This window comes from Collinsella aerofaciens (assembly GCF_028209885.1).
Taxonomy (GTDB): domain Bacteria; phylum Actinomycetota; class Coriobacteriia; order Coriobacteriales; family Coriobacteriaceae; genus Collinsella; species Collinsella aerofaciens_BA.
Map to the genome: position 1 here is coordinate 14,034 of NZ_JAQLEM010000006.1, position 17,323 is coordinate 31,356.

Here is a 17,323-nt window from a genome sequence, read left to right on the forward strand (position 1 = left end):
GATTCTTAGGCGCCGAGCGCGGTCTTAGCGGCCGCGAGGGCATCGGCGATGCCGGCAGCATTCTTGCCACCGGCCTGGGCCATGTTGGGACGACCGCCACCGCGACCGTCGACCAGACCCGCGATCTGCTTGATCACGTTACCGGCGTGGAAACCGGCCTTGACGGCGTCATCGGAGCCGGCAGCGAGCAGGGCCGGAGTGCCCTTCTCAGTCACGCTGGCGACGACACAAGCGACAGGGCCAGCGACCTTCTGATGCACGGTATCCCATACGTTGCGCAGGTCGGCAGCCTCAAGGCCCTGGAGCTCAGCGACAACGAGCTTATAGCCGTCGAGCTCGACGGCGCCCTCGATGGCGCTGGAGATGGCGTCGGAGGAGCCACCGGTCAGAGCCTTTTTGAGCTTGTTGGACGTCTCGCGCAGCTCAGCCTGCAGGTTCTCCACGCGGGCGGGAACCTCGTCGACGCGGCACTTGAGCGCAGCGGCGGCGGCGTCAACGAGCGCCAGGCGGTCGGCCATGTAGTCGAGGGCACCCTTAGAGGTCACGGCCTCGATACGGCGGACATTGGAGCCCGTGGAGGACTCGGAAATGATCTTGAACAGACCAATCTCTGCGGTATTGGCGGCATGGGTGCCACCACAGAGCTCGCGGGAGAACGGCTGGTCCTCGGCGCCCACGGAGACGACGCGGACGACATCGCCGTACTTCTCTCCAAACAGAGCGACAGCGCCGGCAGCCTTAGCCTCGTCGATGCCCATGACACGGGTCACGACCGGCTTGGAAGCGAAGATCTGCTGGTTGACCAGGTCCTCGACAGCCTTGAGCTGCTCGGAGGACAGGGCCTCGAAGTGCGTGAAGTCAAAGCGTAGGTGCTCGGGCGTCACCAGCGAGCCGGCCTGGGAGACGTGCTCGCCCAGGACCTGCTTAAGGGCAGCGTCGAGCAGGTGCGTGGCGGTGTGGTTGCGGCGCAGGAAGCCACGGCGCTCGGCGTCGAGCGCGGCGGTAACAGCGGCACCGACAGCCAGCGTGCCCTCGGCAACGTGCGCGACGTGGGCATACAGGCCGTTGTGGTTCTTGGTGTCGGCAACGGTCAGAACAACGCCCTCGGCGGAAAGCTTGCCGGCATCGCCCTGCTGGCCACCCATCTCGGCATAGAACGGGGTGCGGTCGAGCACAACCTCGACATCCTCGCCGGCGGCAGCGGACTCGACGGACTCGCCGTTGCGCACGATGGCGACAACCTTGGCGCCCTCGATCACATCGTTGTCATAGCCGTCGAACTCGGTCGCAGCGACCTTGTCGGAAAGCTCAACCCACACGTCGTTGAAGCTGCCCCAGGCGTCGCCCTTGGCATTGGCGCGGGCGCGGGCCTTCTGGTCCTCCATGCAGGCAGTGAAGCCGTCCATGTCGACGTCGTGGCCAGCGGTGCCGGCGATCTCGACGGTCAGGTCGATGGGGAAACCAAAGGTGTCGTGCAGCTTAAAGGCAACGTCGCCCGGAAGCACAGCGCCCTCGGCAAGCGCTGCCAGGGCCTCATCCAGGTAAACACGGCCGTTGTCGAGCGTCGTGGAGAAGCGCTCCTCCTCGGAGGCGACGATACCCTTGACGAGGGCGACGTTCTTGAACAGCTCGGGATAAGCCTCGCCCATCTGAGCGTTGACTTCGTCGATGAACTTGGTCAGGAAGGCACCCTCGATACCCAGCAGGCGACCGTGGAACACGGCACGGCGGAGCAGACGGCGAAGGACATACTCGCGACCCTCGTTACCGGGAAGGATGCCGTCCGAGATCATAAAGTCGACGGCACGGGAGTGATCGGCGATGATGCGCAGCGAGCGGCTGACGCCGGAGTAGTCATCGGCGTCATAGGTCTTGCCGCTGATCTTCTCACCGAGCTTGATGAGGTGCTGCATCAGATCGCCGTCGTAGTTGGCGGTCTTATGCTGCATGATGGCGGCCATGCGCTCCAGGCCCATACCCGTATCGAGGTTGCGATGCGGCAGCTCCGGCATGGAGCCGTCCTCCTGGCGGTCGTACTGGGTAAAGACGAGGTTCCAGAACTCCAGGAAGCGGTCGCAGTCGCAGCCAGGCTTGCAGTCGGGGCTGCCGCAGCCGACCTCCTCGCCCATATCAAAGTAGATCTCAGAGCACGGACCGCAGGGGCCGGTGGGGCCAGCGGCCCAGAAGTTGTCGTCCTCGCCCAGGCGAGAGATGTGATCCTCGGCAACGCCCAGGGAGCGCCACACATCGTGGGTCTCGTCGTCCTCGGTAAAGACGGTGAAGTACAGGCGGTCGAGCGGCAGTTTGAACTCCTTGGTAATGAGCTCAAAGGCCCAAGCGCAGGCCTGCTGCTTGGAGACGCCGCCAAAGGAGAAGTCGCCGAGCATCTCGAAGAAGGACAGGTGACGGCCGTCCTCGCCGATGCAATCGATGTCGTTGGTGCGGACGCACTTCTGGCAGGAGATAGCGCCGATCTCCTTCATGGTCTTCTTGCCCTGGTAGTACTCCTTAAACTGGTTCATGCCGGCGTTGGCAAGCAGCAGCGAAGGATCGTCGGGGACGAGGGACGAAGAAGGATAGAGCTTAAGACCGCGCTCCTCAAAGAAGTTGAGGAACTTGGAGCGGATCTCGGCCGTAGTCATTGACGGGTAGTCAGCACTCATAGAGGGAATCTCCTCGGTTTCACATCGAAACAGTTCAAACGTAACGATATTACCATCCCACCGCGCAAGTGCAAAAAAGAGGGCCGTCAAACAGCGACCCTCCAGCGAAAGTGCACGTTATTTAGGACTGCGCGATCCTTTGAAAAAGGTTACTGTAAAATTACATATAAGAGTCACCCGGAAGGAGCGATCGATGAAAAGCAAACGATTTGTCCTGAACGCACTTCTGGTAGTAGCACTTTTAGCGCTCTCGGCCTTCTCCTGCTGGTACGCAAACCAACCGGCATTTGGCTACGTATTGTATGCAGTAATGTCCGGCGATAAGGCTTATTACACTCTGCGCGCAATTGACATTCTCTTTTTCTATGTAGCTGGCCCCTTATCAATTGCTTTGCTCGCGTTTCTTGTCATTTACAACTTCAAGAAACGTTAACGGGACCTATTTAGAATCCGAATCGTCCAAGGAGCCGTCGATGCCGGTATTGGTATCGTCGTCCGAGTTGGAATCATCCTCTTTGGCAAAGGGGTTCTTGAAGAAGCCCGTGGCATCAGGCTGCAGACCAGAGAGCTTAATCCAGGGATTATCGAGCTCGGGCTTGGGCATGGCCTTGGCCTCGGGCGCAGTCTCGTTGCCGATGAGCTCGGACTCGTAGATGAAAGTGTCGTCGCCGAGCGCGTCGTAGGCGGCGACCGGATTGCCATCGGCATCGCGGTACGGTGTGCCCTTAAACACGGCGCCGTCATAGGCCACAAGCTGGCGGCCGGTCTCATTCTCAAAATAGTACACGAAGATACCCTTGAGGGCCGCACACAGCGGGATGGCAATAATCATGCCGATGGGACCCATGAGTGCCGAGCCAATAACGAGCGCCGTGAGGCTCATGATGGGATGCACCTGCACCGAGCTCTGCATGACCTTAGGCGAAATCACGTTATCGGTGACGTTTTGCGCCACCATCGTCACGATGAGCGTCCATAACGCCAACATGGGACTGAACATGAAGCCGAGAACCGTGGCGATTGCTGCGCTCACCCAGGGACCGACGACCGGAACCAAATGCATGATGCCGGTAAAGATAGCCATGAGCGCCGCATACGGATGACCGATGATCATAAAACCGATAAAGGCGAGGAAACCACCGCAGATGGACGTCACGACCATACCGCGCATGTAGCCACCGACAGAGCGAGAAAGGATGGCGACCATAAAGCGGTACGAGGTCTCCTTCTCCTGACCGATGATGGTGCAGACCTCATGGTGCATGCGAGGGTAGTCGCAGGCCATCCAGTACGCAAGCACCAGACCAAGGAAGATCACGAACAACTGCGAGGCCGTATTAGTGATGAGCGGGAACACACCGCGGCCAAGCTCGGCAGCGATCTGAGACACATACTTCGATGCCACGGCAACTAGCGACGAAAGATTATCGTCCAAATACTCCTTGAGCGGCGTGTTGTTGAGCGTCTTGGCATGCGAGATCATCTCATTGAGGTCGCCACCCGCAACACGAAGCTGCTCGGGCAGGCGGCTCAGGACTTCCATGATCTGACCAAAGAGAATCGGCGACAAGATGCAAACGACACCGACGAGCACGGCAACAACAACAATAAGCGCGACAAGCGAACCGATGCCGCGATTCACGCCATGGTGCTCGAGCCAGTTGGTGATCGGGGACATCACAAAGGCAATGATGGAACCAACGGCGAGAAACTCGATAACCGGGGCCAGGATGCCCATAAGGTTAAAGATGACAGCGGCGATGACAATGCAGCCGACAACAGCCCAAATGCGAAGCGTCAGAATGCGGGTGTCGCGCAGCACGCGATCGGTTTGTTGGGGGTGCTCACTCATGAACGAATCATCACTCCGTCGGGGTCGATCTTGTCCTGAATCTTCTTAAGCGTGCGGCGAAGCAGACGCGAAACCTGCACCTGAGAAATACCCAGCTTCTTGGCGATCTCGATCTGGGTCATGCCCTTCACAAAGCGCAGCTCGATCACCTCGCGCTCGCGCGGCGAGAAATCACGGATGGCTTCCTCGATCACTAGGCGGTCATCGGTAAAGTCGAGCTCGTTGTCGTCGTCGGCGTAACGGTCGAGAATCGAAGGGGCATCGTCGGAATCGGACGCACCAGGAGCCTCGATGGGCACCGAGGTATAGGCCGAAGACGATTCCATAGCCTCGAGGACCTCATCGACAGTCACATCTAGATACTCAGCGATCTCCTCAACCTTGGGCGAACGCTGCAGCTCGTTGGTAAGTTTGTCAGTAGCCTGGTTGACCTTGGCCGAGAGCTCCTGCAGACGACGCGGTACGCGCACACTCCAGCCCTTGTCGCGAAAATGGCGTTTGATCTCGCCCAGGATAGTGGGTGTCGCAAACGTCGTGAACTCGAGTCCGCGCTCGGGATCAAAACGGTCGATAGCCTTGAGCAAGCCCAGATAGCCGACCTGCATGAGGTCGTCGAGCGGCTCGCCGCGATTCTTAAATTTGTTGGCAAGAAACCTTACCAGGTTCATATGGGACATGACGAGCTGCTCACGGGCGTCCGGATCACCGGTCTCCTTGTAACGACGAAACAGCTCGCGGGTTTTCTCCTTGTCCCAAGCGGTCTTGCCGCTCCGGGAACGTTCGGTCATATTAGATATCCGCCTTGAGGTCGAGGGAAAGCGTCAGGGGCGCCGTAGTCTTTTCGTAGGAGTCGCACACGCTCGCGAGGATGAGCTCGGCATACACCGCAGCCTGGTCGTCTTCATCGACCGTAGCCTGGTCGTCTTCATCGACCGTAGCCTGGTCGCCAAAGGTAATAGTCATGCCAACGTGGGTCTCATCGACATCGAATTTGATGGTGATGTCATCGCAGTCGACCGCGGTGCAACCAAAGATGAAAGCCTCCTCAGCAGCCATGCGGATGTCCTCGATGCGATCGACAGACATAGAGCACAGGGCACCAACGTTGGCTGCCGTCATGCGCACAAGGCGAGCGAGACGCGGGTCACCGGCAACGGTCAGCGTGATAGGGCAGGTTGCTTCGCTACTCATCGCAGGACTCCTCAGAGGTCTCGGCGGGCGTATAGGTGTAATACTGAGCCGGCTTGGATACAGACTTCTGACCATCATCGTCGCCCGCGGCGGCCTCGTCCTCGCCAATTAGGACGCGCTCGGTAGGCTGCTCGGCCTCCGCAGCGGCAGCGGCGAGCTTGCGATCGGCGTCGGCTGCAGGAGCCTTCACCTTATTGAAGAGCTTCTGCACAGCACCGGCGGCAGAGTCGGTCACGCTCGACACAGCATTGCTGGCCTCGGCCATGCTGCCCGTAACCTCGGAAATGTCGCGAACCACGGCTTCGACCTCTACGAGATTGGAGGTAAGGGCATCAACTGCCGTCTTGCTCGACTTAAGCAGCGGCTCCATCTGGGCAAGCGCCGGCGTAAGCTCATCGACAGCGCCATCGAGCTTTGCCACCACAGGCTGAGCCTCGGCGATGGCGTTGTTGAGGTCGTTCACGGTCTTATCGAGCGAGTCGACAACATTGCGGGTCTTGCGCAGGGTAAGCGCGAGCTCAGCGATGGCCCACACGCTGGCAACGGCGAGCAGCAGCAGGGCGATTTGAATGGGACTCATACAAGCCTCCCGGAAGAATCGAAATACAGACGCTTTTCATGGTACCCCAAAGGGGACCGAACATGCCAAGAGCAGCAACGTGGGACAAAATTATCAGCAGCTACCTCGGTGCATTCCCGCTGCGGTCGCGTTCGCTTTGCTCTACGCGCCACTCTTCCCAGCCGCGCCCGGCAGGCTGCCAAAATGCACCGCGTTCCAAGCCTTCGGGCAAATAGCGCTGATCGACCCAGCCTTCGGGATAATCATGTGGATACTTATACACACCGTATTCATCGCTGCCCGGGCGATGGCGATCGCGCAGATAACTCGGCACCTCGCGAAGCCCACTAGAATGGATATCGGCCAGCGCCGCATCGATCGAAGCCTCACACGCGTTGGATTTTGGCGCCAAGCACACATAGAGTGCAGCCTGAGCCAGGTTAATGCGGCACTCGGGATAGCCAATGACCTCGGCAGACTTAAACGCGGCATGCGCCACCAAAAGCGCCTGCGGGTCGGCGTTGCCAACATCCTCAGAAGCGTGAATCATAATGCGGCGAGCGATAAACTTAGGATCCTCCCCAGCATCGATCATGCGCGCGAGCCAATAGATCGTGGCATCGGGGTCACTACCGCGCATGGACTTGATGAACGCACTGATGATGTCGTAGTGGATGTCGCCGTTTTTGTCATACGTAAAGCCGCGACGCGGGTTGGCAATCTTCACGTCATCCACGGTGATGGGATAGCGCTCCCCCGCCGCAGGCGCTGGCGTTCCCTCGGTATCGGGACGCGTGACGGCAATCTCGCTCGCAAGCTCGAGCGTCGTGAGCGCCGAGCGAGCGTCACCCGCTGCCAGCGTGCAAATGGTCTTGACCGTATCCTCATCGGCCGAGAACTTTCCGTTCAAGCCCTGTGGTGCCTCGAGCGCACGCTCAATAAGCGTGGCGATATCCTCATCCTTCAGATGTTCAAGCTCCACCACGCGCCCGCGCGACAACAGTGCCGAGTTGACCTCAAAGTACGGGTTCTCTGTCGTAGCGCCAATCATAATGACGGTACGGTTCTCAACTGCATGCAGCAGGGCATCCTGCTGCGACTTAGAGAAGCGGTGAATCTCATCGATGAATAGAATGGTGCGGCGGTCGTACGTATTCAGGCGCGTCTTGGCCTCATCAATCACACGACGCAGGTCCTTCACGGTACCCGTGACGGCGCTGACCTCAACAAACTCGCTCTTGGTATGGTTGGCGATAATGTGGGCCAGCGTCGTCTTGCCCGTACCGGCAGGCCCGTACAGAATCACGCTCGAAAGCACGTCGTGCTCGATCGCGGCACGCAGCCATGAACCCTTACCGACGGCCTTTTGCTGGCCCACGTACTCGTCGAGCGAATTGGGGCGCATGCGCACCGCAAGCGGCGCATTCTGAAAGGAACGCTCGCGCGTCGAAGCAGAAAAAAGGTCGTCCATAGCCATCCCGTGTATCAATCAAAAACGTTTTCCACTAACAGTATACCGAATTAATACGAACTACCGTTCGTTAATATAGGTACGGTGCGGAAACTCCAGACCAGGGAACAGCTTGCTCGTCAGCTCGCAGAAATAACCGTCCGTCATGCTCGCGATATAATCCACCACGGCTTGATCCTTGTCGTCCTGCCAGGCATAGGTGCGATCATAGTAGGAAAGCTGCTGCTCAATGCGCGAAATATGGTGCTTAAAGATGCACGAGGACTCATCGCCTTCGTTTATATCCTGCAGGCAACGGTCATAAAGTTTATCGAAGGCCTCGCGCAGCTCCGCCTCGGAATCGCCTTCGATACCGCCCTTGCTATAGATCTTCTCGTAGTTCTCGCGCTTGGCTCGGCGAATTTCCTCAAACAGGTCCTCGCTCATCTCGATGCGCGGGTTACCATAGCTGTGCTCAACGATATCGATGGAGGCATGCGTGAGGATCCAACTGTTGTAGGCACCGCCCCGGCCATCATCAAAAGCGTCGGGCGAAAGCAGGCCCGCCGCGATCGCATCCTGACGGTCACGACCGACGTAGGCAAGAATATCCGAGATGCGAACGACGCAGCCCTCGAGCGTCATGGGACGCAGATGCTCAATTGCGCTATAGCCCGTGGCAATGCAATCCTCAACCGTCTGGTCAAACTGGTCAAAGGAGCCCATGTCCGAGAGCTCAAACTCGCGCTGCTCGTACTCGCCGTTATGGCATAGCACGCCGTCGAGCGTCTGGAGCGACACGTTGCGGCCATACAACGCGTCGAGCACGCGAACCGACTGCACGTTATGGAAAAAATAACGCCCCGTACGCTCATGATAGATATCGTTGAGGAAGCGCTCGCCGGCATGGCCGAAAGGCGTGTGTCCCAAGTCGTGACCCAGGCCAATCGCCTCGATCAGATCGCAATTGAGCCCCAGGGCGCGACCGATATCGCGCGCAATGCGGGAGACAAGCTGTACGTGCAAACCGCGGCGTGAAAGATCATCATTGCTACGGAAGCTAAAGACCTGCGTTTTGCCTGCATAACGGGTGTACGCCGGAAGATGAAGTATCTTTTCGGTATCGCGCATAAACGCCGGACGCATAAGCGTGCCTTTGTCGGCGACGCGATCAATACGACGAATGACCTGATCATCGTTGCAACGATACGGGTTGACATAGCCCGAAGCACGATCGGCGGCAATGCGCTCGACAAGCTCGGGCGACAACGCCGAGGGAATACGGTCCATGCGCGCCTTAATGACGGCCGTTTCTTGATTAGATTCCATGGCATGCTCCTTAAAAAGGATGCGCAATCGGTTACAAAGTGCAGCCCACGACCTCGATTATGGCAAAAATCGGCACTAAAAACGGGAGCAATGGCAGGGAGCGCGATTTTGCGATGAGGCAAGCGACGGCAAGGGTCAGGAGCGCAACCGCAAACGCGACAACGCCGCCCAGGGGATCGAAGGTACAAAGGGCAAAGAGTGCCTTGACGTCCCCCATGCCAATGCCAGGAGCGTGGCGAACTCTACGCCAGAGCGACTCGGTAAGCACAAGGCCAAGGTAGACGATGACCGCAAGACCGGCGTGGTCAAGCGCTGTGTTCAAACCGAGGTCGAGCCAAACGCCCGCCAACGCCGCCACGGCACATGCGCCGGCAAGCCCATTGGGAAACCGTCGCTCTCGGGCATCAATTGCCACGCCGGCAAAGATACAAATCCAAAACGGGATATAGGCCATCGGACTCCTCCTCGAGCTGCATCGCAAAAGCAAAAACCACCACAAAGGTGCCTGTCCCCTTTGCGGTAGTTTTGGTGGTGGTTATTTGGCGCCTTGCATGACCTCGTCGAGGGTGACGTTTACGGCATGCTGGGTAGGAACCCAGTCGACCTTCAGGAACAGCGCGGCCACCGTGATGGGGATATAGCTGAACATAAAGATCGGGAAGGTAAACAGGTTGGTCACCAGACGCCACTTTTGCGCGCAGTGAATATGCTTGTACTCAAAGATGGTCGTAAGCAGCGCCAGGATAAAGAAGGTCTGATACATCATGGCGAAGGTCATAATGAGCGAAGCGGCGCACGCCTGCATCTCAACTTCGGTAGCCAAGAAACCATGCGAAAGGCCACCCACAATCAAGAACGTCGCATTGGCGAGCATCGAAATGAGCGACAGCAGCATACCCGGGGCGATCGTCATGAACATGTCGTAGGCGGCAAAGCGATGGTAGCGGAAGGTCGACTTGATCAGGTGCTTACCGTAAGTAAAGAACACCTGGTAGAAGCCCTTGGTCCAACGCATGCGCTGTTTCCAGGACGCCTTAAACGTCACGGGTTGTTCGTCAAAGAACTCCGCCGGCGCATAGCCAATGCGAATGCCGTGAATGGCGCAGAACGTGGTGAACTGGATGTCCTCGGTCAGCGTGTGGAACTGCCAACCGTGCATGCCCTCGATGACACTAGCGGAGATGAGGTAGCCCGAACCCGAGACGGCGCAAGACGTCTTACAGATGTTGCGCGCGTTGTTGAGAAAGCGCGCCTCGCGCAGATACCACGTGGCATTAGCCGCCGAGATCCACGAGCTGCCGAAGTTCTTGGAATTGCGATAGCTCGTGACCACATGGAAGCCCTGGTCAAAGGCATCGTTCATTTTGGACACGTAATCGCGGGAGATAACGTTATCGGCATCGAAGATAAAGTAGCCTTCAAACGTGTCGGGATACTCGTTAAGGATGCGGTCGAAGCCAAAGTCCATGACCCAGCTCTTACCCTTACGGGCAAGATCATTGCGCTCGTAAACAATGGCACCTGCCTCGCGCGCGAGCTGTGCGGTGTTGTCGGTGCAGGCGTCGGCAACCACGAAGACCTCGATAAGCTCGGACGGATAATCCTGGTCCTTGATGGAGCGAACGAGGTTGGCAATCACGGCCTCCTCATTATGCGCCGCGATAAAGAAGGCATAGCGATGGAGTTTTTTGGCCTTGGGAGGCGCGACCTCGCCACGAAGAGCGCCAATGACAAAGAAGACAACCTGGTACAGAAAGCAGACCGTGAGCAGCGTGACGACAATCTGGTTGAAGATCACGATGGGTGTGTTGGTTTGTAAAAAGGCGAGCATGCAGGCTCCCGAGAACGCGTTACGTAAACAACCGTATATCTTACCGCAGGCTAATCGAGTTCAAGAAACCACCTAATACTGGCTAGACTTCGAGAAGACCGAGCTGCGGGACGATGTCGTCGCCAACGGCCGTGCGACCGAGCGAGCGCGGAGCCAGATCGTCGAGAACCGCAGCGAGATCCCACGGCAACTCGTCGCGGCACTCAATGCGCTCCCCCGTCACGGGATGGTCGAACGCCACGCGCCAGGAATGAAGGAACTGCCTGGTCAGGCCCTGGTCGGCGCGCGCATCGCACTTGCCGTAGAGTGGATCGCCCACGCAGGCGTGGTTGATATGACGCATATGCACGCGAATCTGGTGCGTGCGACCGGTAAACAGATGGCACTCAACGAGCGTATAACCATCGTCAAAGCGCGTGGAATCAAAGCGCTCGAGGACTTTAAAGGTCGTAATGGCCTGACGGGCAAAGGGGTCGTCCGAAACCGCCATCTTGACGCGGTCGCGCGTAGAACGGGCGATACCGGTATTGATGGTGCCCTCGTCCATGGCGATGTGCCCGTGGACAAGCGTGATATAGCGGCGGTCGAGCGTACGCGTGCGAATGAGATTTTGAAGCGCGCGCTGGGTGTCGTCGTCTTTTGCCGCGAGCATAAGGCCCGAGGTATCGCGATCCAGGCGATGCACGATGCCGGGGCGGTCCTCACCCTGCACGGTACCAAGATGATCGATACCGCAGTGGTAGACCAAGGCGTTCGCAAGCGTGCCGCTCTCGTGGCCGTGGGCGGGATGGCACACCAGCCCGCGCTGCTTGGAGAGCACAATGAGATAGTCGTCCTCATAGCGAATGTCGAGCGGGATGGCCTCGGGAATCACATCGGTGGGATCGTGCGGCTCGGGCAGGTCGACCGAGATGCGGTCACCGGCGCGTACGGCATACTTTTTTGACAGACAGGTCTCGCCGTTCACGATTACGGCGCCGCCCTCGATCAGATGCGCGCAGGCAGAGCGCGTGGGGCAGCCGTCGTTGGCACCCAGAAAGGCGTCGAGACGCTGGCCAGAGCAATCGTCGGCAACAAGAATATGGATGTCGGCCATTAACGCTCATTCCTTTCGCGAATCTTGCGGGCACGCTCCCCACGCTGCTTGGCTTTGCGCTTGGCGCGGGCCTCATCACGGGCATTGAGCTCGGCAGTCGCATCAACCTCGCGGGCCGCGGGACTCAAGAACATGTAGCCGAAGAGGGCGAGCACAACGCCCACGGTAATGCCGATATCGGCCACATTGAAGACGGGAAAGTCGATGAAGGTGGTGGCAATAAAATCGGTCACGAAGCCAAAGGCCAGACGGTCGATCGCGTTGCCAATGGCGCCGCCCGCGACCATAGCCATGCCCACAACCTCCAAGCGAGCAAGCTGGGGCGCGCGAAGCAAGTACACGGCAATGGCGACAATGACCGCAAGCGCCAGCAAAGCAAACGCAACGCCATGCCCCTCGCCCATGCTAAAGGCAGCACCGATATTGCGGACAAATAGAAAGTCGATCACACCGGGGATAACAGTCACATGCAAAGCGTCGCCCACGGAACGAACCGCAAGCTTGGTCAGCTGATCAAAAAGCAGCACAACCAGCACCACCCCACCAGCAACACCTAACCGCCAGCGCAAAGGCGGCGTCATATCCCCAGCACGACCCAAAGAAATCCCCTACCCTCAAGAACATCGAATTCCGTTTAACACAAGTAAACATCTTATATTGCCACAAGCAGAGCGCACGACATATCCACCAACGCAAGCGAAATAACCAGCATAAAACGAAAGCGACATTCCGAATAACGGAATGTCGCTTAATCGCTTTCGACTAAAAGCGCAAGTCGAAAGAAAGCCTCTAGCTCCAACAATGGAAACGCCGCATTACCGTCGCCAACAGCGAAAACGTCCCTAAGCGAGCAAGGTGACGTGAAAGAGGAGGGAAGCGTACTTTGGTACGCGATCGACGATTGAACGTCAGATTGCCGCTTAGGGGCGTTTGCAGCGTCGGTAGGTTACGGCGTTCTACGAACGCCGTAACCTACAGCGCATCAGCGCAGCGCTTACAGATATGCGCGTGGCCGTTGTACTCGCCGACGGTGGTGCGGTAGTTCCAGCAACGGTCGCAGCACTCGCCCTCGGCAGCATCAATGCAGACGGAAAGCTCTTCGCCCTGGGTCAGCTCAACATCGGAGACGATGTAGAACTCGGCCAGGTCGACCGCTTTGTCACCAGTCAGCAGCGCGTACATCTCGGCGGGAACGACCGCCTTGACGCGAACCTGCTGGCTCTTGGTGAAGGTGCCGGCAGAACGGGCATCCTCAAGGGCCTTGGTCACGGCGCTACGGAGCTCAAGAGAAGCCTCGAGCACGCCCTCAAACTCGTTGGCCTCATCGACCGTGATGGGCGACTTGTACCAATCGAGCAGCGCGGCGTACTTCTGGTGATCGACGCAGCCGGCGGGCGCATATGCCATGGCCTCGTCGACGGTGTAGGACAGGATCGGCTGCAGGTCGCGCATGAGCATCGAGAAGAGCTCGGCCAGCACGGTCTGGGCGCTGCGGCGCTCGAGCGAGCCGGGCTTATCGCAGTACAGACGGTCCTTCAGGGCGTCGAGGTACACGTTGGAAAGCTCGGTAACCACGAAGTCATAAAGCGCACGGTAAGCGCGCGGGAACTCATAGCTGGCGTAGGCGTCGTCGACCTCGGCCTGGACCTGGGTCAGACGGGCAACCATAAGCTTGTCGAGCGGCAGCAAGTCGGCAAAGGCGACGCCGTCGGTCTCGGGCTCAAACTGGCCCTCGAGCTCGGAAAGCAGGAAGCGCAGCGTGTTGCGGAAGCGACGGTAGGCATCGGACGTACGAGCAAGGATCTCGTGGTCGATGGAAACGTCGGAGCTGGTATCGACGGATGCAACCCACAGACGGATGATATCGGCGCCCATCTCGTCGCAGACCTTGTTGGGGTCGATGACGTTGCCGAGCGACTTGGACATCTTGCGGCCCTGGCCATCGAGCGTGAAGCCCTGAGAGACGACCGCCTTGTACGGAGCATGGCCGTTGGCACCCACCGAGGTGAGCAGCGAGCTCTGGAACCAACCGCGGTGCTGGTCGGAGCCCTCGAGGTACACATCCGCCGGATACTCCAGCTCGGGACGGTACTCGCAGACGGCCTTCCAGGAGACGCCGGAATCCCACCACACGTCGAGGATGTCCTTATCGGCCTTGAGGTGATGGCCGCCGCACTTGGGGCAGACGCAGGCCTCGCCCAGGTAGCTCTCGGGAGCGTCGGTGAACCAGGCGTCGGAGCCCTTCTCGTGGAAGAGCTTGATGACGGCGTCGAGCGTAGCGTCGTTCATGACCTTCTCGCCGCAGTCGGCACAGGTGTAGCTGGGGATAGGCACGCCCCAGTTGCGCTGACGGCTGATGCACCAGTCGGGACGCTGCTCAACCATGGCGCCGATGCGGTTTGCCGCGTGGGCCGGATACCACTTGACGTTCTCGCGAACCTCCTTGCCAGCCTGCTCGCGCAAACCAGTCTTGTCCATCGAGACAAACCACTGGTCGGTAGCACGGAAGAGCACCGGGTGCTTGCAGCGCCAGCAGTGCGGATAGCTGTGCGTGATCTTCTTCTCGAGGACCAGGGTTCCGCGCTCGCGCAGGAACTCGATGATGTGCGGGTTGGCCTCATCGGTATCCATACCGCTGAAGGGGCCACCGGTGCCAAACTCCTCACCGGTGTAGAACTTGCCGTCGTCATCGACCGGCATGCAGATGTCGGTGATGCCCTCCTTGAGGCAGGCGAAGTAGTCGTCGACGCCGTGGCCGGGCGAGTTGTGGACGATACCGGTACCGTCATCGACACCGACGTAATCGGCCAGCAGCGCCACGCCCTCAACGCCGTCAAAGATCGGCTGCTTGTAGTGGATGTGGTGGAAGGTCTCAGCGGGAACCACATAGGGCTTACCGTCGACCATAACAGGGGTGTACTCCCAGCCAAACTCCTCGCAGCACTTGGGAGCCAGGTCCTCGAGCATGACCTCGGCACGCCCATCGTGCTCAACGGCAACATAGGCGGAGCCGGGCTTGAGGGAAACTGCCTGGTCGGAGGGGATGGTCCACGGCGTGGTCGTCCAGATGATAAAGTCGACCGGGCCGTCGAAGTTCTCGAGGCCGGCGGGCTTGGAGGTCATCTCAAAGCGAACGAAGATGGAGGGGCTCGTCTCGTCGGAGTACTCGATCTCGGCCTCGGCCAGCGCGGTGTGGCAGTGCTTGCACCAGTGGACGGGCTTATGACCGCGATAGATCATGCCCTTGTCGAACATGGCCTTGAAGACCTCGATGTCGGCGGCATCGTGCTGGTGATAGAGCGTCAAATAGGGGTTGTCCCAGTCGCCAAGCACGCCCAGGCGACGGAAGCCGGCCTTCTGCAGCTCGATGTTCTCGACAGCGAACTTGTTGCAAAGCTCGCGGATCTTAGCCGTGGAGGTCTGGTTGAACTTCTCGGTGCCTAGCTTCTCCTCGACCTTGTGCTCGATCGGCTGGCCATGGCAGTCCCAACCAGGAACATAGGGAACCTCATAGCCCTGCATCATCCAGTAACGGTTGATCATGTCCTTGGAGATCTTGTTCATGGCGTGGCCGATGTGGATCGGGCCGTTGGCGTACGGAGGACCGTCGTGCAGCACGAACTTCTTGTGACCCTCGTTCTTCTTTAGAACTTGCTCGTAGACCTTGTTGTCCTGCCAGTCCTTGAGTCGCTTGGGCTCGGACTTGGAAAGACCGGCACGCATGGGAAATCCGGTTTTGGGCAGATTCATCGTCTGCTTGTACTCGTTTGCCACGGTACCCCCTTCTTGTCATGGGCGCGCACGCCCTCTGGGCACCAAAAAAGCGCCCGTCCCTACAAGCTGGGACGAAGCGCCACAAAAAGGGCAGTCTGCCCGTAAAAGCTCTTCGCTTAACCACCCAGCTTAGATGCCCTCACCCGCGTCGCCGCGCGCTCGCATCCGTTACTCGGCTGGCCTGTATCGACGACCATCTCGGCGATGTCTACTAAGACGAACCTGCGCGGCACGTCCGTTGGGACCGCAGCTCCGGGGTGATTTTCATCGGTCGCATGCACGGGTTCTCAGCGCTCCCCGCTCTCTGTAGCATGCGGACGGCCGACTACTCGTCCCCATCAACGCTTATGCGGAGTATGCTAGCACGTTCCGCGCCGGCGAAAAACCCTCAACACTGGTTTTATACGTTCGAAATTTCTCGCGGCTGTGGACCTTCTCTTGGAGCAAAATACCTGAAAGCACTTTATCGAACGAAAGAAGGTTGCTATGCGCACGATTGGAATGAGCGACTACACCGTTGGCGAGGATTGCTTTGACGAGCTGCCCGGCGCGCTGGCCGAGTACGGCGCGAAGAAGGTCGCGATCATCGGTGGTAAGCGGGCACTGGCCGCAGCACTTCCCGGTATCGAAGCTGCGCTGGCGGGTACCGACGTCGAAATTCTGGAGACGCGCGTCTACGGCACCAACAGTACGCGCGCAAATATCGCCAAGGTCGCAAACTCCCCCGCCTGCCAGGAAGCTGACGTGCTTATCGCATGCGGCGGCGGCAAGGCGCTCGACACCGTGAAGACCGCAGCTATCGAGCTCAAGAAGATCGTCTTTACGGTCCCGACGATCTGTTCCAACTGCTCCGCCGCGACCGCCATTGCCGTCGTGTACAACGACGACGGCTCACTCGAGGGCTATTCGTACCCCAACCGACCGGCGCACATCTTCATCAACCCCAAGATCATCGCCGAGGCACCGGCAGAGTATTTCTGGGCCGGCGTGGGCGATGCCCTGTCCAAGCAACCCGAAGTCGAGTACGCCACGAGTGCCGGCAACCTGGAGCACACAGCCGGTCTTGGCCTGGCACTCGCCCACACCTGCTCCGAGCCGCTGTTTACCTACGGCGTCCAAGGTCTTGAGGACGTACGCCAGAACCTGTCGAGCGAGGCCGTCAAGCAGATCGCGCTCGACATCGTGGTCAACACGGGCTATGTCTCGAACCTGACCAACCAGAACGATTACTACTACAACTCGAGCGTGGCGCACGCGTTCTACAACGCTACCTGCAGCATTCCGCGCGAGGGCACCTACCTGCACGGCGAGGTCGTGAGCCTGGGCGTGCTGGTACTGTTTGCCTATACGGGAGACACCGAGAACCTTGAGCGCTACGCCGCCTTTAACAAGCAGATGGGCCTGCCCGTAACGCTTGAGCAAGTCGGACTTTCCGAGGTCGACATCCCTGCCCTGTGCGAATATGCACACGCCACCAACGAGTGGAAGCAGGGAAACCCCGAGCCCTTCACCGACGAAAAGTTCGCCGCCGCCATCAAGGCCGCCAACGCCTACGGCCACTCTATCCTGGCCTAACCG

The 17,323-nt window shown here is 59.0% G+C and carries 14 protein-coding genes; 2 read left to right on the forward strand and 12 right to left on the reverse strand.

The genetic code is table 11. From position 1 onward, the window contains the following. Nucleotides 1–5: 5 nt before the first annotated feature. Nucleotides 6–2,663, reverse strand: a complete 2,658-nt coding sequence (gene alaS, locus PMX21_RS02420) for an alanine--tRNA ligase (protein ID WP_271757818.1) — start codon at nucleotides 2,661–2,663, stop codon at nucleotides 6–8. A gap of 193 nt (nucleotides 2,664–2,856) precedes the next feature. Here alaS and PMX21_RS02425 point away from each other — a divergent pair, with 193 nt between their 5' ends. Beyond that, nucleotides 2,857–3,096, forward strand: coding sequence for a hypothetical protein (locus PMX21_RS02425; RefSeq protein ID WP_271757820.1), 240 nt, complete (start codon nucleotides 2,857–2,859; stop codon nucleotides 3,094–3,096). A gap of 6 nt (nucleotides 3,097–3,102) precedes the next feature. Here the strand turns inward: PMX21_RS02425 and PMX21_RS02430 are convergent, their stop codons facing one another. From PMX21_RS02430 to ileS, 11 genes are all read right to left on the reverse strand, one after another. Continuing rightward, a complete protein-coding gene (locus PMX21_RS02430; RefSeq protein WP_271757822.1) occupies nucleotides 3,103–4,515 on the reverse strand; it encodes an AI-2E family transporter in 1,413 nt (470 codons plus the stop codon). Further along, nucleotides 4,512–5,303: an RNA polymerase sigma factor SigF gene (locus PMX21_RS02435; RefSeq protein WP_022094589.1), complete on the reverse strand. Its 792-nt coding sequence runs from the start codon at nucleotides 5,301–5,303 to the stop codon at nucleotides 4,512–4,514. Before PMX21_RS02435 ends, PMX21_RS02430 begins: the two co-directional genes overlap by 4 nt. Nucleotide 5,304: 1 nt before the next feature. Further along, on the reverse strand, nucleotides 5,305–5,706 hold the full coding sequence (locus tag PMX21_RS02440) for an ATP-binding protein (RefSeq protein WP_271757824.1): 402 nt from the start codon (nucleotides 5,704–5,706) through the stop codon (nucleotides 5,305–5,307). Then, a complete protein-coding gene (locus tag PMX21_RS02445) occupies nucleotides 5,699–6,286 on the reverse strand; it encodes a hypothetical protein (RefSeq protein ID WP_271757826.1) in 588 nt (195 codons plus the stop codon). Before PMX21_RS02445 ends, PMX21_RS02440 begins: the two co-directional genes overlap by 8 nt. 100 nt (nucleotides 6,287–6,386) lie before the next feature. Beyond that, complete coding sequence (locus PMX21_RS02450; RefSeq protein WP_271757828.1) at nucleotides 6,387–7,736, reverse strand: replication-associated recombination protein A; 1,350 nt, start codon at nucleotides 7,734–7,736, stop codon at nucleotides 6,387–6,389. 60 nt (nucleotides 7,737–7,796) lie between these two features. Then, nucleotides 7,797–9,044: a deoxyguanosinetriphosphate triphosphohydrolase family protein gene (locus PMX21_RS02455; RefSeq protein ID WP_271757829.1), complete on the reverse strand. Its 1,248-nt coding sequence runs from the start codon at nucleotides 9,042–9,044 to the stop codon at nucleotides 7,797–7,799. Between the two features lie 31 nt (nucleotides 9,045–9,075). Continuing rightward, entirely contained in the window at nucleotides 9,076–9,498 is a 423-nt protein-coding gene (locus tag PMX21_RS02460) for a prepilin peptidase (protein ID WP_271757830.1), read from the reverse strand. 81 nt (nucleotides 9,499–9,579) lie between these two features. Continuing rightward, on the reverse strand, nucleotides 9,580–10,875 hold the full coding sequence (locus tag PMX21_RS02465) for a glycosyltransferase family 2 protein (RefSeq protein ID WP_035138169.1): 1,296 nt from the start codon (nucleotides 10,873–10,875) through the stop codon (nucleotides 9,580–9,582). A gap of 82 nt (nucleotides 10,876–10,957) precedes the next feature. Beyond that, a complete protein-coding gene (locus PMX21_RS02470; protein ID WP_195241118.1) occupies nucleotides 10,958–11,971 on the reverse strand; it encodes an RluA family pseudouridine synthase in 1,014 nt (337 codons plus the stop codon). Then, a complete protein-coding gene (lspA, locus tag PMX21_RS02475; protein WP_271757831.1) occupies nucleotides 11,971–12,498 on the reverse strand; it encodes a signal peptidase II in 528 nt (175 codons plus the stop codon). The genes PMX21_RS02470 and lspA overlap by 1 nt, the downstream gene beginning before the upstream one ends. A gap of 445 nt (nucleotides 12,499–12,943) precedes the next feature. Beyond that, nucleotides 12,944–15,721, reverse strand: coding sequence for an isoleucine--tRNA ligase (ileS, locus tag PMX21_RS02480; protein ID WP_416378165.1), 2,778 nt, complete (start codon nucleotides 15,719–15,721; stop codon nucleotides 12,944–12,946). A 510-nt stretch (nucleotides 15,722–16,231) separates the two neighbouring features. Between ileS and PMX21_RS02485 the strand changes: the two genes are divergently transcribed. Continuing rightward, nucleotides 16,232–17,320 carry an iron-containing alcohol dehydrogenase family protein gene (locus PMX21_RS02485; protein ID WP_271757834.1) on the forward strand — a complete coding sequence of 363 codons (1,089 nt, stop codon included), beginning with the start codon at nucleotides 16,232–16,234 and terminating at the stop codon, nucleotides 17,318–17,320. The last annotated feature ends 3 nt before the right edge of the window (nucleotides 17,321–17,323 follow it).